We start from the raw sequence: 19987 nt of genomic DNA, 5'->3' as shown, positions 1-19987 counted from the left end.
CGGAACCCTCGGCCGACCGGACCGGAGTCAGGTGAAACGTAACAGGCTCGCAATATCTTGCGAAAGACCTTGCAGCAAGAAACCGCGAAGAAAAATGGCGTGTTTCGTGGATGTGAGCGCGGTGTGTCCAAAGGGTTGACCGGCGCCTGACGGCCTCGTACGGTCTGGTCCGCGGCAAGGTTTGCATTCTTGCAGCAAGAACCTTCAGGAGCCTTGAGGGCATGGCGCGTTGCCGGCTGAGGCTGCACCGTCACCCGCGTTTCCCCCACCCCCGCAGGAGGAAAGACATGGCACGCAGACCCCTGTCTGCCGCGCTCGCCCTCGTGGCCGGCGCCGCTGCCGCTCTTGTCATCCCCACCGGATTCGGCACCGCGTCCCCCGCGCGGGCCGCCGCTCCGGGCGACAAGGACGTCACCGCCGTGCTGTTCGAGTGGAAGTTCGCCTCCATAGCCAAGGCCTGCACCGACACGCTCGGTCCTGCGGGCTACGGCTACGTCCAGGTCTCGCCGCCCCAGGAGCACATCCAGGGCGGCCAGTGGTGGACGTCGTACCAGCCCGTCAGCTACAAGATCGCCGGGCGCCTCGGTGACCGGGCCGCCTTCTCCGCCATGGTCAACACGTGTCACTCGGCCGGCGTCAAGGTGATCGCGGACTCCGTCATCAACCACATGGCGGCGGGCAACGGCACGGGCACCGGCGGCTCGTCGTACACGAAGTACGACTATCCGGGCCTCTACTCCGGCAGCGATCTCGACGACTGCCGCGCCCAGATCAGCAACTACAACGACCGCGCCAACGTCCAGAACTGCGAACTCGTCGGCCTGGCCGACCTGGACACCGGCGAGGAGTACGTACGCGGCAAGATCGCCGGCTACCTCAACGACCTGCTCTCGCTCGGCGTCGACGGCTTCCGGATCGACGCGGCCAAGCACATGCCCGCCGCCGACCTCGCCAACATCAAGACCCGGCTCACCAACCCGAACGTCTACTGGAAGCACGAGGCGATCTACGGGGCCGGCGAGGCCGTCTCGCCGTCCGAGTACCTCGGCAGCGGAGACGTCCAGGAGTTCCGGTACGGGCGGAGCCTCAAGCAGGTCTTCCTCAACGAGGACCTGGCCCACCTGAAGAACTTCGGCGAGGGCTGGGGCTTCATGGAGTCCGGCAAGTCCGGCGTCTTCGTCGACAACCACGACACCGAGCGCGGCGGCGACACCCTCAACTACAGATACGGCTCCGCCTACACCCTCGCCAACGTCTTCATGCTGGCCTGGCCCTACGGCTCCCCGGACGTCCACTCCGGCTACGAGTTCAGCAACCACGACGCCGGACCGCCGAACAACGGCCAGGTGAACGCCTGTTACAGCGACGGCTGGAAGTGCCAGCACGACTGGCGCGAGATCTCCTCCATGGTCGGCTTCCGCAACACCGCACGCGGCCAGGCCGTCACCAACTGGTGGGACAACGGCGGCGACCAGATCGCCTTCGGCCGGGGCACCAAGGCGTACGTGGCCATCAACCACGAGACCTCCTCGCTGACCCGGACCTTCCAGACCTCGCTGCCGGCCGGTGACTACTGCGACGTGCAGTCCGGCCGCGGAGTGAGCGTCAACGGCTCCGGCCAGTTCACCGCCACGCTCGGCGGCGGTACGGCGGTGGCCCTGCACGCAGGCGCCCGTACGTGTTCCGGAGGCGGCGGTACGACCCCGGGCCCCGGCCCCGGCAACGGCTCCTCCGGCGCCTCCTTCGGCGTCAACGCCACCACCCAGCCCGGCCAGAACATCCACGTCACCGGCGACCAGGCGGCCCTCGGCAACTGGAACCCGGCGGGCGCGCCGAAGCTCGACCCGGCCACGTACCCCGTCTGGAAGCTGGACGTGAACCTGCCCGCCGGGACCACGTTCGCGTACAAGTACGTCCGCAAGGACGGACAGGGCAACGTCACCTGGGAGAGCGGCGCCAACCGCACCGCCACCGTCCCGTCCTCCGGAAAGGTCACGCTGACCGCCGACGTCTGGCGCAGCTGACCCGTAGGTCCCTGTGGGCCGGAGGCGCGCCGCCTCCGGCCCACAGCCGAACCCTCCTGCCACACCAGCCGAGGAGCAACCCTCTCGTGTCCAGAACCACCCTCAGACGAGGGGTGATCGCCGCGCTCTGCGTGGCGCTGCTGCCCGTCGTCCCGGCGGCCACCGCCGCCGCAGCGCCCCGACCGCCCGCCCCGCCCTCCGACGCGAAACTCGCGCGCGAGGCGGCCCGGCACGACCTCACGCGTGAGCAGTTCTACTTCGTGCTCCCGGACCGCTTCGCCAACGGCTCGACCGCCAACGACCGTGGCGGGCTGACGGGTTCACGCCTGGAGCACGGCTTCGACCCGACGGACAAGGGGTTCTACCAGGGCGGCGACCTCAAGGGCCTGAGCCAGAAGCTGGACTACATCAAGGGCCTCGGCACCACCGCGATCTGGATGGCCCCGATCTTCAAGAACCGGCCCGTCCAGGGCACCGGCAAGGACGCGTCGGCCGGCTACCACGGTTACTGGATCACCGACTTCACCCAGGTCGACCCGCACTTCGGCACCAACGCCGACCTGGAGAAGCTGATCGACAAGGCCCACGCCAAGGGCATGAAGGTCTTCTTCGACGTCATCACCAACCACACCGCCGACACCGTCGACTACGCGGAGAAGGCCTACGGCTACAAGCCGAAGGGCGCGTTCCCCTACCTGGACAAGGACGGCCGCCCCTTCGACGACCGGGACGGCGTCAGGAAGGTGGACCGGGACTCCTTCCCGTACACCCCGGTCCAGGCCCCCGGTGCCGAGAAGAAGGTCCCGTCCTGGCTCAACGACCCGACGATGTACCACAACCGGGGCGACTCGACGTGGGCCGGCGAGTCCAACGAGTACGGCGACTTCTCCGGGCTCGACGACCTGTGGACCGAGCGTCCCGAGGTCGTGCGGGGCATGGAGAAGATCTACGAGAAGTGGGTCCGCGACTTCGACATCGACGGGTTCCGCATCGACACCGTCAAACACGTCGACCTGGACTTCTGGACCCAGTGGGCCACCGCGCTCGACGCGTACGCCACCAAGCGGGGCCGGGACGACTTCTTCATGTTCGGCGAGGTCTACTCCGCCGACCCGGCGATCACCTCGCCGTACGTCACGCGCGGCCGGCTGGACTCGACGCTGGACTTCCCGTTCCAGGAGGCCGCCCGGCAGTTCGCCTCCCAGGGCGCCCCGGCGGACCGGCTCGCCTCCGTGTACGGCAACGACTACCGCTACACCACGGACAAGGCCAATGCCTACGAGCAGGTCACCTTCCTCGGCAACCACGACATGGGCCGCATCGGGACCTTCCTCAAGCAGGACAACCCGCAGGCCGATGACGCGGAGCTGCTGAAGCGGGCCCGCCTCGCCAACGAGCTGATGTTCCTCGGCCGGGGCAACCCGGTCGTCTACTACGGCGACGAGCAGGGCTTCACCGGCGCGGGCGGTGACAAGGACGCCCGCCAGACCCTCTTCGCCTCGCGGACCGCCGACTACCTGGACGACGACCAGCTCGGCACCGACCGCACCCACGCCTCGGACGCGTACGACACCCAGCACCCGATCTACCGCTCCATCGCCAGCCTCGCCAAGCTCACCAAGGAGCACCCGGCGCTCCGGGACGGCGTTCAGAACGAGCTGGTCGTCGAGGGGGCAGCGGGGTCGGTGTACGCCACCTCCCGTATCGACGCCAAGCGGCCGTACGAGTACCTCGTCGCCTCCAACAACGCCACCACGCCGAAGAAGGTCGAGCTCTCCACCGAGTCGGCCGGGGTCGACTTCCGTACGGTCTACGGCGGTTCCGGCGCGGTCCGCAGCGGTACGGACAAGAAGGTCACCGTCACCGTGCCCGCCCTCTCCAGCATCGTGCTGCGGGCGGACAAGCCCCTCGGTGCCCCCGCCGCCAAGCCCGCGATCACTCTGAAGGCCCCGGCCACCGGCGCCACCGGCACCGTCGAGATCAGCGCGGACGTGGACGGCGGCCAGCTCAACCGGGTCGTCTTCGCGGCGCAGGTGGGCAACGGGAAGTGGCAGACGCTCGGTTCGGCCGATCACGCGCCGTACAAGGTCACGCAGTACCTCGACGGGACGGTGAAGGCAGGAACGCCGCTGCGCTACAAGGCCGTTGTGGTCGACCGCGCAGGCCGCACCTCCAGTGCGCTCGCCGCCACCACCGCCGGCCAGACCCCGCCGAAGCCGAAGCCCGTCGCCATCGAGCGCGACCGGGCCGTGGTCCACTACCAGCGGGCCGACGGCGACTACGAGGGCTGGCAGCTCAAGTCCGGTGACCGGACGGCCGAGTTCATCGGGCGCGACGCGTACGGTGCGTTCGCCTGGCTCGACCTGGAGAAGGGCACGGACTCCGTCGCGTACACCGTCGAGAAGAACGGCACGGCGGACGGGCCGCAGCGGACCATCGACCTCGGGGTGACCGGGCAGGTCTGGATCGAGCAGGGCAAGGACGAGCAGGCGGTCGAAGCGCCCGAGGCGCCGCCGCAGGACACGACCAAGGCCGTGCTCAACTACCACCGCGCCGACGGCGATTACGACGGCTGGGGGCTGCACACCTGGACCGGTGCCAAGGAGCCCACCGACTGGGCCAAGCCGCTGATGCCGGTCAAGAAGGACGCCTACGGGGTCACCTTCGAGGTGCCGCTCACCGACGGGGCCACCTCGCTCAGCTACATCCTGCACAAGGGCGACGAGAAGGACCTCCCCAGCGACCAGTCCCTCGACCTCGCCACGTACGGCCACGAGGTCTGGCTGCTCGGCTCCAAGCCCGGCTACCTGCTCCCGCAGGTCGGCGGCGGCGCGGCCCCCGACCTCACCAAGGCCGAGGCGCAGTGGATCGACGCGAACACCGTCGTCTGGAAGGTGAAGACCACCGACGCCACCAGCCAGCAGCTCGTGTACGCGAAGAAGGGCGGCATCTCCGTCGTCGGCGGGGCGCTCTCGGACGAGGGCCAGTGGCTGCGGCTCACCGCGTCGGCGCTCAGTGACGCGCAGAAGGCCAAGTTCCCGCACCTGAAGGCCTATCCGGCCTTCACCGTCGACCCCCGCGACCGGGACCGCGTCGCTGAGTCACTGCGCGGCCAGCTCATCGCCACCCAGCGCGCCGCGAATGGCGCGCTGCTCGCCGCAACCGGCGTACAGACAGCGGGAATTCTGGACGACCTGTACGGGAAGAAGGCGGCCACCGCCGAACTCGGCCCGGTCTTCGCCAAGTCGGTGCCCACGCTCTCCGTCTGGGCCCCGACCGCCGCGACCGTCGCCCTCGAACTCGACGGCCGTACGCACCCGATGAAGCGCGACGACCGCACCGGCGTCTGGTCGGTCACCGGGAAGAAGGACTGGCAGGGCAAGCCCTACCGGTACGCCGTCACCGTGTGGGCGCCCACCGTCCAGAAGCTGGTCACCAACAAGGTCACCGACCCGTACTCCACCGCCCTGACCGCCGACTCCGCCCGCAGCCTCGTCGTCGACCTCACCGACCCGAAGCTGGCGCCGCGCGGCTGGTCCGGTCTGAAGAAGCCCGCCGCCACCCCGCTGCGGGACGCCCAGATCCAGGAGCTGCACGTCCGCGACTTCTCCATCACGGACCGCACGGCGAAGCACCCGGGTGAGTACCGGGCCTTCACCGACACCCGCTCCAAGGGCATGCGGCACCTGAAGAAGCTCGCCGACTCCGGCACCAGCTACGTCCACCTGCTGCCCGTCTTCGACATCGGGACCATCCCGGAGAAGAAGAAGGACCAGGCCGAGCCCGCGTGCGACCTGCACGTCTACGCCCCCGACTCCGAGGAGCAGCAGGCCTGCGTGTCCAAGGCCGCCGCCAAGGACGGCTTCAACTGGGGCTACGACCCGTTCCACTACACCGTCCCCGAAGGCTCGTACGCCTCCGACCCCGACGGCACCCGGCGCACGGTCGAGTTCCGGCAGATGGTGCAGGGCCTCAACCAGGCCGGACTGCGCACGGTCATGGACGTCGTCTACAACCACACCGTCGCCTCCGGCCAGGACGACAAGTCGGTGCTGGACCGCATCGTGCCCGGTTACTACCAGCGGCTCCTGGAGGACGGCACCGTCGCCACCTCCACCTGCTGCGCCAACACCGCGCCCGAGAACACCATGATGGGCAAGCTCGTCGTCGACTCGATCGTCACCTGGGCGAAGGAGTACAAGGTCGACGGCTTCCGCTTCGACCTGATGGGTCATCACCCCAAGGACAACATCCTGGAGGTCCGCAAGGCGCTGGACCGGCTCACGCCCGCCAAGGACGGCGTCGACGGGAAGAAGATCATCCTGTACGGCGAGGGCTGGAACTTCGGCGAGATCGCGGACGACGTCCGCTTCGTCCAGGCCACCCAGAAGAACATGGCCGGCACCGGCATCGCGACCTTCTCCGACCGGGCCCGTGACGCCGTGCGCGGCGGCGGCCCCTTCGACGAGGACCCCGGTGTCCAGGGCTTCGCCTCCGGCCTCTACACCGACCCCAACTCCTCGCCCGCCAACGGCACCCGCGCCGAGCAGAAGGCCCGGCTGCTGCACTACCAGGACCTGATCAAGGTCGGCCTCTCCGGCAACCTCGTCGACTACACCTTCACCGACACCTCCGGCCGTACGGTCAAGGGCTCGGACGTCGACTACAACGGGGCGCCCGCCGGATACGCGGCCGTTCCCGGCGACGCGCTGGCCTACTCCGACGCCCACGACAACGAGACGCTCTTCGACACCCTCGCCTTCAAGCTCCCGGCCGACACGACAGCCGAGAGCCGGGCCAGGGCCCAGGTGGTGGCCATGGCCGCCTCCGTCCTCTCACAGGGCCCCTCGCTCTCCCAGGCGGGCACCGACCTGCTGCGCTCCAAGTCGCTGGACCGCAACTCCTACGACAGCGGCGACTGGTTCAACGCCCTGCACTGGGACTGCCGCGACGGCAACGGCTTCGGCCGGGGTCTGCCGCCCGCCGCCGACAACCAGGACAAGTGGTCTTACGCGAAGCCGCTGTTGACGGCCTCCGCCACGATCGCCCCCAACTGCGCCCAGATCGACAGCGCTTCGGCCGCTTACCGCGACCTGCTCACCATCCGCTCCACCGAGAAGGAGTTCTCGCTCACCACCACCGGGCAGGTGCAGTCCGCCCTGTCCTTCCCGCTCTCCGGAAAGGACGAGACCCCCGGCGTGATCACCATGCGCCTGGGCAAACTCGCCGTCGTCCTCAACGCCACTCCGGAGGCCGCCACGCAGAAGCTGGCCGCACCGGCGGGCAGGACGTACGCCCTGCACCCGGTCCAGGCCAAGGGCGCGGATCTTACGGTCAAACGAGCCAGGTACGACGCGAAATCAGCCAGTTTCACCGTACCGGGACGCACGGCGGCGGTCTTCGTCCTGCGCTGACACCCACCGGCACTACGGTGACGGCAGACGTCGGCGATGGAGCCGCGACAGCCGTCCTGGTCCACCACCGGGCCGGTCCCGCCTCCCCGGCAGAGGGAGGCGGGACCGGCCCGGTCCGTGCGGCAGGAGTTCCGCCCGGTGCGGGCCGGCTCACCGGCGCCCTCTGCCCCAGCGTGCCGGACGGTGTGATCATGACCCAGGTGGGATTCCTTCCCGACGAGACGAGCAGCTTCGTCGGGAGGCGGGCCGAACTGGCCCGGCTGGAGACGGCGTTGGCCGAGCGGCGGATGACCACCCTCATCGGGCCCGGCGGGGTCGGCAAGACCCGGCTCGCCGTCCGCGCCGCCCGCGCCGCCGCCGACCGGTACCCGGACGGCGCCTGGTGGGCCGACCTCTCCCCGCTCTACGACGACGCACTGCTGCTCCCCACCGTCTCCGACGCGGTCGGGCTGGCCGACCACACGCTGAGGATGCCCGTCGAGGCGCTCTGCGAATGGCTCAGCGACAAGCGCCTCCTGCTCGTCCTCGACTCCGCCGAACACCTGCGGGGCCCCTGCTCCCACCTGCTCGCCGAGCTGCTCACCACCTCGCCCGGCCTGACCGTCCTGGTCACCAGCAGGCAGCCGCTGGGCACCCGGGGCGAGCACACCGTACGCATTCAGCCCCTGCCGGTGGACGGCGCCCCCGACGCGCTCCAGCTCTTCGAGGACCGGTTGCGGGCGTCCGACCCGCACGCGGGCCTGGACGCGCCGGGGGACCGGGCGGCCGCCGCCGACATCTGCCGCCGGCTCGAAGGCATCCCGCTCGCCATCGAACTGGCCGCCGCGGGCATCGGCCGCCACACCGTGGCCCAGCTCGCCACCCGCATCGGGACCCGCTTCGACGCCCCGGTCGACGCCGAGGACCTCACCGCCTCCCGCCTCGACCTCCTCGCCGACGACTCCCTCTGGCCCCGCCGCCACCGCACCCTGCGCACGACGATCGGGTGGAGCCACGAGCTCTGCACCCCGCTGGAGCGGCTCCTGTGGGCCCGGCTCACCCTGCTGCGTACGGACTTCGACGAGGAGACCGCGCGCGAGGTCTGCACCGAGGGGCCGCTCACTCCGCACGAGGTGGACCGCGCGCTGCAAGGGCTCGTCGCCCAGTCCGTCGTCCAGCGCGACGGCACCCGCTACCGGATGCTCGACACCCTGCGCGAGTACGGCCGCATGTGGCTCGCCGAACTCGGTGAGGAGCGGGCCGCCGCCGACCGGCACGCGAGAAGCTTCCTCGGTCTCGCCCGCCGCGCCCACGACGGGTGGACGGGGCCTGACCAGGTCTCCTGGTACCACACGGTCGCCGACACCCACCTGGACCTGTGCGCCGCCCTGGACCACCTGCTCGCCCACGATGTGGCGGACGCCCAGGAGATGGCGGGCCGGGTCGGCTTCTTCTGGGCCTGCTGCGGCCATCTGTCGGAGGCCCGCGGCTATGCCCAACGGGCCCTGGACGCGGGCCCGGTGGAGGGCCCGCACCGGACCCGGCTCCAGTGGGTGCTGGGCGTCGCGGCGCTGCTCCAGGGCGACTTCGCGACCGCCGAGAAGTACGGGGCGCTCTGCACGGCCATCGCGCTGTACGACCACGACGACGAGGGGATGCTCGGCGCCACGTACCTCTCGGGCCTCACCCAGCTGATGAACGGCGAGCCCGCGGCGGCGCTGGAGGCGGCGGAACGGGTGCTGCGGATGACGGAGACGGCCCCTCCGGACGGGGGGCCGGCGGAGCAGCGGCCCACCGCGACCGACACCACGTACGAGCCCACCTCCTGCGAGGCCTCCTCGTCCGAGGTCGGCGCCTGCGAGCCCGGCGCGTCCGGGCCCACCTCCTCCGAGGCCGGCCGGGGCCTGCCTCCCGTGGAGTCCGCCCACCGGCTGCGCTGCCACCTCATCACCGTCTTCGCGCTCACCGCACTGGGCCGGCTCACCGAGTCCGGGCGGGCCGCCGCCGAGCTGCGCCGGGCCTGCGAGCGGGGCGGCGAGTACTGGACCCGCTCCTACGCCGACTACCAGCTCGCCCTGATCGCCCTGCTCCAGGGCCGCCCGGAGGACTCGGCCGCCCACGCCCGGGCGATGCTCGCGGGCAAGCACCGGCTCCGTGACAGCTTCGGCATCGCGCTGGGCCTGGACATCCTGGCCGCCGCCATCGCCGCCCAGGGCGCGGGGGCCCAGGCCGCCAGGGTGTACGGCACCGGGCACGCGTACTGGCGGATGGTCGGCCACCCCCAGCGCGGTACGCCGGAGCTGGGCCCGGTCCGCGAGACCTGCGAGCTCCAGGCCCGGGCGGCGGTGGGCGACGAGGCGTACCAGCGGGCCTTCGAGCGCGGCCAGACGGACAACGCGGAGGTCGGCCTGGCCGCGGCGCTGCACAGCGACCTCCAGCTCTGAGCGGACCCCGGAGGAGTGACGCAGGGGACCGATCCGTGGCCGATCCGTGCAGCGGACTACCCCGACCCGCGCATCGTGGGTTAGGTTAGGCATACCTAAGTGACCGCTTGGGTTTCCTGACCGCCTCTGGAGAGTTCGGATGCGTCCTTTCAGCCCCCGTGCCACGCAGCCGACCCGCGCCGAGCGCGTCCGGTCGATCCTCGTCGTCGCCCACTCGATGACGGTGGTGAGCGACGGCGTCCAGACCGAAGTCCGCCGCCTGGACGGCACGGGAGCGATGGGCCACATCCACCTGCACGCCCCCACCGAGGGCGGCCACGCCCCGGCCGGCGAGCGGGTCCCGGCCCGCCTGGAGTTCACGGACATCGCCCCCACCCCCGTACGCGACCGGCTGCGCGCCCGGGTCACGGTGACCGGCCTGCTGGCCGCCCCGTACAGCACGGACACCGAGGCCTCCACCTGCATGGAGTTCGGCCAGGCGGTCCTGGAGGACGCCGAGGGGCGCACCTTCATCACCCTCGAAGAGCTGGAGCAGACCGAGACCGACCCGGTCGCCGCCTGCGAGGCGGGCATGCTGACTCACCTGGTCGACGACCACAGCGAACTCGTACCCCTGCTGCTGCGCCTCGTCCGCCCCCTCCCGGAGCGGGGGATGGTGCGGGCGGTGCCGCTGGCGATGGACCGGTACGGCGTGACGCTGCGCCTCGAATACCCGCGAACCCACCGCGACGTACGGCTGCCGTTCCCCAGGCCCGTCACCGACATCGACCAGGCGGGCCCGCAGATCCACGCCCTGCTGGCCGCCGCCCGCCGCGTCTCGCACCGCAACGGCCTGCCGGCCTAGGGGCGTTGGCAACCTACGGGGTCTCGCGCGGCAGCCGCTGCGCCGGGACGGCCGGTACGGCGGGGGCGAGGGCGGAGAGCCGGCCCAGCAGGTCCCCGAACGGGCCCTCCGCCGGCTCCTGGGAGAGCACCCGCAGCACGATGCCCGCCATCTCCTGGTCGTACGCGGCACTGACGGCGGCCAGCGCGGCGAAGTCGTGCACGAGCTGGACCTCCAGCTCCCCGCGCGGGATGCGCCGCCCGTCCAGCCAGATCAGCGCGGTCGACTCGGCGAGCGAGACCCAGGAGCGGACCACCAACTCCAGCCGTGCGGGCGGGTCCTCCACCCCCAGATGCGTGATGATCTGCTCGTACGCGGCCTGCCGCACCCCGTCGATCATGGCGTTGGCCGTGGACGAACCGACGGCCGGGCCGCCGCGCATCAGCGCCGAGAAGCCCGGTCCGTGCTCGTCGACGAAGTCGAAGAACCGCCCCATCACCCGCAACAGCCGTGCGCCCAGGGGCCCTTCGAGCGGCTCCAGGAAGCGGGCGGCCAGCTCGTCGGCCGCCCGCCGCAGCGCCGCCTCGTACAGGCTCTGCTTCCCCGGGAAGTAGTGGTAGACCAGCGGCCGTGAGATGCCCGCGGCGGCGGCGATCTCGTCGATCGACACCTCCTCGGGGGAGCGCCGGCTGAACAAGTCCAGCGCCACGCCGATCAGTTGCTGCCTGCGCTCGTCGACGCCCATCCTGCGCCGTACCCCGGTCGTCATCCGGATAGCCTAACCGGGGCGCGGCCGGGTGGCTCCGGCCGGTCCAGGACAAGGGCGGCCGCTAAAGGTCCAGCACCAGCCGTCCGCCCCGGCAGCGCGAGACGCAGATCAGCATCGAGTCGCCGCGCTCGTCGTCGGTCAGCAGCTCGTCCCGATGGTCGATCTCCCCTTCCAGCACGCGCTGTTGGCACGTACCGCAGAAGCCCTGCTCGCAGGAGTATGAGACGTTGGGCAGCTCCGTGCGGACCGCCGCCAGCACCGACTGCCCGGCGGCCACCCGCACGGTCCGCCCGCTGCGGTGCAGCTCCACCTCGAAGGCGCCGGAGTCCGCCCTGCCGCCGTCGCCCACCGCGGAGAACCGCTCCAGATGCAGGGTGCAGCCCTCGGGGAGGGCGGCGGTGACGGCGGCCATCAGGGGCTCGGGCCCGCAGCAGTAGACGGCCGTGCCGGGCGCGATGTCCGCCAGCACGGCGACGGCATCCGGATGCCCCGCCTCGTCCTGCGCGACCACGGTCACCCGCCCGCCCTCGGCGCCGAGCTTCTCGATCTCGTCCAGGAACGGCATCGACCCCCGCGACCGACCCCCGTACAGCAGCCGCCAGTCGGCCCCCCGCGCGGCCAGCGCGCGCAGCATCGGCAGGACCGGGGTGATCCCGATCCCGCCCGCGACGAAGACGTACGCCTCCGCCTCCACCAGCGGGAACCGGTTGCGCGGCCCGCGCACCTCGATCTCCGCGCCCTCCTGGAGCTGCTCGTGCACCTCACGGGACCCGCCCCGCCCGTCCGCCACCAGCCGGGTCGCGACCGTGTACGTACCGGGGTCGTCCGGATCGCCGCAGAGGGAGTACTGCCGCACGAGCCCCGAGGGCAGGACGAGGTCGAGGTGGGCGCCCGGCTGCCAGCGCGGCAACGCGGGCCCCTCCAGTTGGAGTTGTACGACCCCCTCGGCGACGGACGCGCGCTCGGTGATGATCAGCCGCCGAATGGCCGTCGCCCGCCGCTGCGAGTGCCCGGAGACGGGCTCGGGCAGCGCGGGCATCGGCCACAGCGGCGATCGGGCGATCCGACGGCGCAGCGCCCGCCGGGTGAGCAGGGCGGTACCGGCGACGAGGACGGCGGTACACAGACGCGGCAGGGCCATGGATCAGGACGCTCCCGTCGTACGGGCCTCGGCGACGAGCGCCGCGGGCGAGTGGGCGAGGTAGTCGACGGCCTGGGCCGTACTGCCCTCCTGGGAGGGGTGGTAGGACCGGCTGAGATAGCTGGGGATGGATCGCAGGATCGCGCCCGTGCTGGGCAGCGTCCCTTCCTTCCCGCTGGTGTGGAACGCTTTGAACGAAGCCTTCCCGTCCAGCAGGCTCGGATCGTTCTCCATGAAGAACCGGATCCCGCGCTGCCAGAGGAAGACCAGCGCGGAGAAGGCCGCCGCCCAGGTCCGCACCCGCCTGCGGTAGCCGCCGTCGACATGCATGAACACCTCGAACGCCACCGACCGGTGCTCCACCTCCTCCGCCCCGTGCCAGCGCAGCAGGTCCAGCATGGTCGGGTCGGCGCCCTTGCGGTCCAGCGCGTCGGCGTTGAGGATCCAGTCGCCGAGGAAGGCGGTGTAGTGCTCGATGGCCGCGATCATCGCCACCCGCTCCATCAGCCACCACTGCGACGGCCGCCCCGGCGGCAGCGTCCGGTCCCCGAGCAGCTTCTCGAAGAACCAGTCGACCTGCGCGGTGTACGGCGTCGGGTCGAGCCCCAACTCCCGCATGTGCGGCAGCACATCGTCGTGCGCCTGCGAGTGCACCGCCTCCTGCCCGATGAACCCGATGACGTCCTCACGGAGTTGCTCGTCATGGATGTACGGGAGAACCTGTCGGTACACATGGATGAACCAGCGCTCCCCGGCCGGGAGCAGCAGATGGAGCACGTTGATGGTGTGCGTGGTGAACGGGTCGCCCGGCACCCAGTGCAGGGGGGTCTTCTCCCAGGCGAAGGAGACCTTGCGGGCCTTGAGCGTCGTCCGCTCCGACGCGACCGCCGCTGGCTGCGTGTTAGACATGGTGTCAATGTACTGACGGGTACCTGACGGGACCAGGGGTGTGCACGGATTTCCCCGACGCCCCGTGCGGGAAGGGGCCGGGCCATGATGAAGGCATGACGACGACGAACTCGGCCCGGGCCCGCTCGTTCGACGCGGTGGCCGCCTCCTACGCCGCCAACCGCCCCTCCTACCCGCCCGCCCTGCTTGACGCGATCGAGGAGCTGTCCGGCCGCCCGCTGGCCGGAGCGCGGGTCGCGGACGTCGGGGCCGGTACAGGCATCTCCACCGCCCTGCTGGACGGCCGGGGCGCCAGGGTTGCGGCGGTGGAGCCGGGCGACGGAATGGCCGCGCAACTCCGGCGGGGGCTGCCGCACGTGCCCGTGGTCCGGGGCGACGGCAACCGGCTGCCGCTGCGGACCGGGTCGCTGGACCTGGTCACGTACGCCCAGTCCTGGCACTGGACCGACCCCGCCCGCTCGGTCCCCGAGGCGCGCCGCGTCCTGCGGCCCGGCGGGGCGCTCGCCCTGTGGTGGAACGACTCCGACCCGCGCGTGGCGTGGATCGGCGAGCAGCGGCGACGGGTGCTGGACGCCTTCGGCGAGGGCCAGGAGGACCAGCACGTGGCGGCGTACGATCCCGACGCGCGGCTCCGCGCCGAGCTCCCCGCCGGGGTCGGCTTCCGCACCCGGCAGGTGGAGTGGAGCCGTGAGGTGACGCTCGACGTCCACCTCGCCAACCTCGCCAGCCACTCCATCTTCCTGGTCGCGGAACGGGCGGTGGCGGAGCCTGTGTTGGAGCGGGAGCGCGAGCTTCTGGCCGCCGCGTTCCCCGGCGGGACGGTCCGGGAGTCCTATGTGACGAGCCTGGCCGTCGCCCGTACCTGAGACCGGTTTTGGGTGCAGGATGGGCCGATGGCGACAGAACCGGAATGGCGAGTCGGAGCCGGCCCCCGGGCCGCGGGCACCCTCCTGGCAGCGCTGCTGCTCCTGAGCGGGTGCAGCGCGGACGACAAACAGAACGCGGCCGACGGCGCGGGGAACGACCGTCCCTCGGCACCGCCGACTGCGACGGGAACCCTGGAGCAACTGGCCGGGAAGGCCGGCTGCGACCCCAACGTACAGACCGACGCCCAGGAGCTCCGGCAGGCCAACTGCAAGACCGCGAAGGGACGTTACGTACTGACCACCTTCGCGACCGACCGCGGCCAGCGCGAGTGGATCAACGAGGCCAAGGACTACGGCGGTTCGTACCTCGTCGGCCGGCGCTGGGTCGCCGTCGGTGACGCGAAGGTGGTCGCGGCGCTGCGCGGCCGACTCGGGGGGACGGTGGAGACCGCCTCGCCGCACCACTCGGGGGAGAGCGGCGATGGGGGGAGCGAGGAAGGGCACTCCGGTCACCACGGGAGCTGACCGCGCAGGTTGAGGGGGACGGGCGTTACGAGGGCCGGTGCCGGTGCCGAATCACCGGCACCGGCCCTCTCGGCGTCTTAGGTGCCTCAGGCGCCCTCGGTGCCTCAGGTGCCTCCGGTGTCGTATCAGCGGCACCTGCGCCCGTCGTTGATGCACCGCACCAGCTTCTTCATCAGCCTCTGGTCGAAGACGTTGATGAAGTCGCCGTGGTCGGTGATCGGCTTGTGCAGTTGCTCGGGGAAGGAGTCGACGGCGAAGCCGGGCCCCGGCGGCACGTCGTACACGATCCGCTGGACCAGTTGCGGAACCGCCCGGAACCCGCCCGGGCAACGGCCGTCGGCCTGCGCGAACGCCACATGGGTGCGGTGGTTGGCGCTGTCGGTGTTCTGCCCGTCCCAGCAGTTCTGGAAGGCGAACGTACGGACCACCTGGCTGCCCTCGGGGCAGATCGGGTACTTGTCCTTGAGCTGCCGGTCCTCGAAGCCGGTGCAGCTCCAGGAGGCGTTGGCGTTGGCGTCGCCGTTGGTGAACGCCTTGGCGTCCCCGGTGATGATCCGCAGGAAGCGCGGCATCGCCGTGACCCTGCTGACGGGGGAGCCGACGAACTTCAGGGTCACCTGGGACGGTGTCTGGATCTCGCCGACATTCTGGTCCTTGCCCCCGCCGTCGGCGTTCGCGTCGGCCTCGTCCTGCCCGTTCTGCAGGCGCAGCACGGGCCAGTAGTAGGTCGACCGGTCGCCCTGGTTGCGGCAGGTGGTGGCGCCGTTCGCCAGGTCGTCGTCGCTGGCGAAGGCGTCGTTGGCCTGGTTGCCGATGTAGTCGTGCATGTGGTGCGCGCCGTTGCTCACGCCGGGCGCGACGATGACGTTGTCGGGGTTGAACTTCCCGTTCTCGTTACGGCCGCAGTCGGTGGTGAAGGTGCCCCGGGAGGCGCCGCGGCGCTGGCGGGGGCGCTGCACATTGGGCTGGACGGACTGGATGTCGACAAAATCGGACGGCTCGGGCCCGTTGCCACCCTGACCGCCCTGACCTCCCTGACCCTGACCTGGGTCCTGGCCGTCGCCCGGGTCCTGACCGTTGCCCTGGTTGTCACCTTGGCCTTGGTTGTCACCCTGGCCCTGGTTGTCACCTTGGCCCTGGTCATCGCCCTGGCCTTGGTTCTGGCCCTGGTCCTGTCCCTGGCCGTCGTCCTGACCGCCGTTGCCGTTGCCGTTACCACCACCGCCATTGCTGCCGTTGCCGCCATTGCCGCCGTCACCCGTATCGCCGCCGGGGTTGCCGGAGGCGCTGTCGTCGGCGCGCAGGCTGCACCCGGCGAGACCTTCGATCCCCGCGGGCCGCTCCCCGACGCGCCCGATCGCGATGCCGATACGGTCGAGACTCGCCGTCCGCTTGTTCCGCAACGGGCCGAGCACGGCGTTCTCGGCAAGTCCGGGATCCTGGGATATCTGCTCCTTCCGGTCGGCGAACTGCCGGTAGGCATCGGTGATCTGGGTATCCATCGCGGCGAGCTCGCGGTCGACCTCGGGGCGTGCCTGCTCGGGCACGTCGGGCAGTTCGTTACCGGCATCGGGACAGTCGATGGTGGACATCTGGCGGCCCGTGTTCTGGGCCCGGGTGGTGGGCGGCGATCCGGACGGCCCTTCCCCCGCGGAGGCGTAGACATTGACCGCCACCAGCCCGCCCCCGCCCAGGATCAGGGCGGCGGAGGCGGCTATGGCCCGGTTGGCCAGGCTTGAGCGTTTCTTGCGGGACGTACGGGGTGTACGTGCTGTGCGTCGCATGGGACTCCTCTGCTTCGAGGGAGAAGCGTGACGTCCCATACGCGTGGCCCCGGCGCCCTGTTCAGCCCCCCGGCCGATTCGTGCGAAGCTCCAGCCGGAAAGCGGCCGGAATGCCCAACTCTCAGGCGAAGGAGGCCAATGCGGCGTCCACCGGTGCTCCCGTGAGTCGGTTGGCGAGGGTGGACAGGGTGTACGCGCCGATGCCCAGGACCACTTCCAGGGCGTTCTGCTCGGTGTAGCCGTACGAAAGGAAGTCCCGCAGCGCGGCGGCGTCGACCGCACCCGCCGAGGTGAGCACCGCGAGCGTGAACCGGCGTACGGCTTCCAGGCGGTCATCGGGCAGTGCGGGGTTCGCGCGGTCGCGGAGAGCGGTGAGGAGCGCTGGGTCGGCGCCCATGCGAGTCAGCTTGGCCGTGTGCATCGCGACGCAGACGTGGCAGTCGTTGCGGGTGGCCATCGTCATGATCAGGACCTCGCGGGAGAGCGGGTCCAGCGTGCAGGACTCGAAGGCCGCGCTGAGCTTGAGGAAGCCGTCCAGGGTGTGGGGCGAGGTGGCGAGCCGGGCGACGGCGGCGGGCCGGTAGCCCAGGCGCGCGGTCACCGACTCCAGCGCCCGCCGTGCGGCGGGCGGGGCGGTGTCGGGGGTGTGGTCGGGGAAGGGCATGGCGGACCTTTCGAGGGGGTGCGGGAGAGGGGGGGGCAGGTAGGATCGACAACATGGTTGACGAAAAGAAAGTAAACCAGGTTGTCGAGTTCGGCAATGGCTGAGGCCGCCGGAGGGGGAGGAGGGGTGCCCGGGGGCGGAGCAGAACCTTTGGGGGGTGGGCCAGAGGCGTCCGACGGTGGGCCGGCCGGCTTCGAGCTCCCGTTGCTCCTCTTCGCCGGCTTCCGCTCCGTCATCGACGCCCTGCACCGGGACCTGGCCGAGCACGGGCACCCCGAGACCCGGCCCGCGTACGGCTTCGCTCTCCAGGCGGTGGGCCGCGAGGGCGCGGGCATCAGCGAGATGGGCCGACGGCTCGGGGTCTCCAAACAGGCGGCGGGCAAGACCGTCGACAAGCTGGAGACGCTCGGCTACGTGGAGCGCGCCGCCGATCCCGCCGACGGCCGGCGCTCCGTGATCCGCCTGACCCCGCACGGCATCGACCTGCTGGCCCGGTCCGCCGAGGGCTTCGACCGGCTGCGCGCCGAGTGGGCCCGGGCGCTGGGGGAGGAACGGCTGGTGGCGCTGGAGGCGGACCTGCGCACCATGGCTCCGACGTACGCGTTCCGGCTGGACGCGGCCGGCTGGTTCACGGGCTGACCGGCGCCCGAACGGGGCGCGGCCGGGCTCGGGGAGCAGCCGTGCCCCTGGTTCGGCCGCGCCGCCGCCGGGGCGGCCGGTTCTGCCGCTCCCGGATCAGCCCCGGTCCAGATACGCGAGCACCGCCAGCACCCGGCGGTTGTCGTCGTCCGAGGGCGGCAGGCCGAGCTTCCCGAAGATGTTCGAGGTGTGCTTGGCGATCGCCCGCTCCGTGATCACCAACTGGGCGGCGATCGCCGTGTTGGACCGGCCCTGGGCCACCAACTCCATCACCTCCCGCTCGCGTGGGGTGAGCCCGCCCATCGGCTTGTCCTGCGAACGGCGCGACAGGAGCTGGGAGATCACCTGCGGGTCCATCGCCGTGCCGCCCGCCGCCACCCTCCGTACGGCGTCGATGAACTGGTCCGCGTCGAAGACCCGGTCCTTCAGCAGATAGCCGATCCCCCCGTTGCCGTCGGCCAGCAACTCCCGGGCGTACAACTGCTCCACGTGCTGCGAGAGCACCAGCACCGGCAGCCCCGGCCGGGCCCGCCGGGCGGCCAGGGCGCACTGGAGCCCCTCGTCCGTGTGGGACGGCGGGAGCCGGACGTCGACGACCGCGACGTCCGGCTCCAACTCGGCCAGCGCCTTGCTCAGTTCGGGCCCGGTCTCCACAGCGGCGGCGATCTCGAACCCGTACGCCTCCAGCATGCGCACCAGCCCGTCGCGCAGCAGGAAGAGATCTTCGGCTAGGACAACACGCAAGGCAGCTCCATGGTGACCATGGTGGGGCCGCCCGCGGGGCTGCTGACGGCCAGGACGCCGTCGAATGTACCGAGTCGCCGTTCGATTCCGCTCAGTCCGGAGCCCGAGCCGATCCGCGCACCGCCCCCGCCGTTGTCCGTCACGGAGATCCGGAGCATGCCCTCGCCGTGGTGCAGGTCCACCCAGATCCGGTCGCCGCCGGCGTGCTTGACCGCATTGGTCAGGGCCTCGCTCACCGCGAAGTACGCCGCCGACTCCACCGACGCCTCCGCCCGCCCCGGCAGCTCCACCGTCACCTCCGTTGCCACCGGCAGCCGCAGGGCCAGCGCCCTGACCGCGTCCCCGAGACCCCGTTCGGCGAGGACCGGCGGGTGGATGCCCCGGACCAGGTCACGCAGCTCGGTCAGCGCCTCCGCCGACGACTCCCGGGCCGTCGCCAGCAACTTCTTCGCCTGCGCGGGGTCCTTCTCGATGAGCGCCTCGATCGTGCCCAGGTTCATCCCCATCGCGACCAGCCGCGCCTGCGCCCCGTCGTGCAGGTCCCGCTCGATGCGCCGCAGCTCGGAGGCGGCGGTGTCCACCGCCTCGTGCCGGGTCTCGGTGAGCCGGTCCACCCGCTGCGCCAGCGTCTGCTCGGGCGTCGGCGCCAGCAGTGTGCGGGCCAGCAGGAAGTGCGCCCGCAGCACCGGCTCGGCGGCCAGCAGGCCGAGGAGGAAGAGCACCGCGCCGAGCCCCAGGGCGGCCAGCCCCGTGTGCTGGCTGTCCACCGGCACGAACCCGTACCAGTACGGGCTGCCGTCCTGGAAGACCCGCCACAGCCCCGCCGCCAGCACCACCGACTCGATCGGGTAGACCATCAGCGCCGCGGCCAGCACGGCCAGCACGGCCCCGGCCGTCATGTCGACCAGCAGCCACTGGAGGTCCCGCCAGGTCGCCGGGTCCTTGAGCAGCAGCGTGGTCCGCTCCACCTGCCCGGTGACACCCCGGCGAAGGTCCGGCGGGAACGGGCGGTACGGCACGGGTATCCGTACGCCGGACCAGTCGGCCGCCCACAACCGCCGCTGGTTGGCGTGCCGGCGCACCCCCTCCAGCACGACCGGGGTGGTGAACACCCCGATGCCCAGCAGGATGAAGGTGATCGAGAGCACCGCGAGGACGAACAGCGTGATGGAGACCGCCAGCCCGTAGACCGACAGGACCAGTCCTCGTCCCGCCGCCAGCATCGGCGGCCGTATCCGTGTCGCGAGTGCGTTCATCGTGAT

Annotated in this window: 14 protein-coding genes; 7 read left to right on the top strand and 7 right to left on the bottom strand. The window is 71.3% G+C overall.

The window, feature by feature from the left end:
- The first annotated feature begins 287 nt into the window (after positions 1-287).
- From ACFWRT_RS20230 to ACFWRT_RS20215, 4 genes are all read left to right on the top strand, one after another.
- Positions 288-2024 (top strand): carbohydrate-binding module family 20 domain-containing protein, encoded by a 1737-nt coding sequence (locus ACFWRT_RS20230; protein ID WP_380949580.1) that lies wholly within the window; start codon positions 288-290, stop codon positions 2022-2024.
- Between the two features lie 86 nt (positions 2025-2110).
- The gene (pulA, locus tag ACFWRT_RS20225) at positions 2111-7438 is read left to right on the top strand and encodes a pullulanase-type alpha-1,6-glucosidase (protein ID WP_380949581.1); all 5328 of its coding nucleotides are present in this window, start codon (positions 2111-2113) and stop codon (positions 7436-7438) included.
- A gap of 191 nt (positions 7439-7629) precedes the next feature.
- Entirely contained in the window at positions 7630-9861 is a 2232-nt protein-coding gene (locus ACFWRT_RS20220) for an ATP-binding protein (protein ID WP_380949582.1), read from the top strand.
- 139 nt (positions 9862-10000) lie between these two features.
- Complete coding sequence (locus ACFWRT_RS20215) at positions 10001-10705, top strand: DUF2470 domain-containing protein (protein ID WP_380949583.1); 705 nt, start codon at positions 10001-10003, stop codon at positions 10703-10705.
- 13 nt (positions 10706-10718) lie between these two features.
- On the opposite strand, the gene ACFWRT_RS20210 is transcribed toward ACFWRT_RS20215, so the two are convergent.
- The 3 genes from ACFWRT_RS20210 to ACFWRT_RS20200 form a co-directional block, all read right to left on the bottom strand.
- Complete coding sequence (locus ACFWRT_RS20210; RefSeq protein ID WP_380949584.1) at positions 10719-11453, bottom strand: TetR/AcrR family transcriptional regulator; 735 nt, start codon at positions 11451-11453, stop codon at positions 10719-10721.
- Between the two features lie 61 nt (positions 11454-11514).
- On the bottom strand, positions 11515-12594 hold the full coding sequence (locus ACFWRT_RS20205; RefSeq protein ID WP_380949585.1) for a PDR/VanB family oxidoreductase: 1080 nt from the start codon (positions 12592-12594) through the stop codon (positions 11515-11517).
- Positions 12595-12597: 3 nt separating this feature from the next.
- Positions 12598-13503: a metal-dependent hydrolase gene (locus ACFWRT_RS20200; protein ID WP_380949586.1), complete on the bottom strand. Its 906-nt coding sequence runs from the start codon at positions 13501-13503 to the stop codon at positions 12598-12600.
- Between the two features lie 95 nt (positions 13504-13598).
- Here ACFWRT_RS20200 and ACFWRT_RS20195 point away from each other — a divergent pair, with 95 nt between their 5' ends.
- On the top strand, positions 13599-14369 hold the full coding sequence (locus ACFWRT_RS20195) for a class I SAM-dependent methyltransferase (protein WP_380949587.1): 771 nt from the start codon (positions 13599-13601) through the stop codon (positions 14367-14369).
- A 27-nt stretch (positions 14370-14396) separates the two neighbouring features.
- Positions 14397-14894, top strand: a complete 498-nt coding sequence (locus ACFWRT_RS20190) for a hypothetical protein (RefSeq protein ID WP_380949588.1) — start codon at positions 14397-14399, stop codon at positions 14892-14894.
- 125 nt (positions 14895-15019) lie between these two features.
- Here ACFWRT_RS20190 and ACFWRT_RS20185 read toward each other — a convergent pair whose 3' ends face one another.
- A complete protein-coding gene (locus ACFWRT_RS20185) occupies positions 15020-16678 on the bottom strand; it encodes a DUF1996 domain-containing protein (protein ID WP_380949589.1) in 1659 nt (552 codons plus the stop codon).
- A gap of 121 nt (positions 16679-16799) precedes the next feature.
- Complete coding sequence (locus ACFWRT_RS20180) at positions 16800-17342, bottom strand: carboxymuconolactone decarboxylase family protein (RefSeq protein ID WP_380949590.1); 543 nt, start codon at positions 17340-17342, stop codon at positions 16800-16802.
- A 150-nt stretch (positions 17343-17492) separates the two neighbouring features.
- On the opposite strand from ACFWRT_RS20180, the gene ACFWRT_RS20175 reads away from it, so the two are divergent.
- Positions 17493-17981 carry a MarR family winged helix-turn-helix transcriptional regulator gene (locus ACFWRT_RS20175; RefSeq protein ID WP_380949591.1) on the top strand — a complete coding sequence of 163 codons (489 nt, stop codon included), beginning with the start codon at positions 17493-17495 and terminating at the stop codon, positions 17979-17981.
- A gap of 96 nt (positions 17982-18077) precedes the next feature.
- Here ACFWRT_RS20175 and ACFWRT_RS20170 read toward each other — a convergent pair whose 3' ends face one another.
- Complete coding sequence (locus ACFWRT_RS20170; protein ID WP_326706216.1) at positions 18078-18725, bottom strand: response regulator transcription factor; 648 nt, start codon at positions 18723-18725, stop codon at positions 18078-18080.
- Positions 18710-19981, bottom strand: a complete 1272-nt coding sequence (locus tag ACFWRT_RS20165; protein WP_380949592.1) for a sensor histidine kinase — start codon at positions 19979-19981, stop codon at positions 18710-18712. The genes ACFWRT_RS20170 and ACFWRT_RS20165 overlap by 16 nt, the downstream gene beginning before the upstream one ends.
- Positions 19982-19987 lie beyond the last annotated feature (6 nt).

It is taken from the genome of Streptomyces cyaneofuscatus, from assembly GCF_042718795.1.
GTDB lineage: Bacteria > Actinomycetota > Actinomycetes > Streptomycetales > Streptomycetaceae > Streptomyces > Streptomyces cyaneofuscatus_A.
This window is presented reverse-complemented; position numbering and strand designations above follow the sequence as displayed.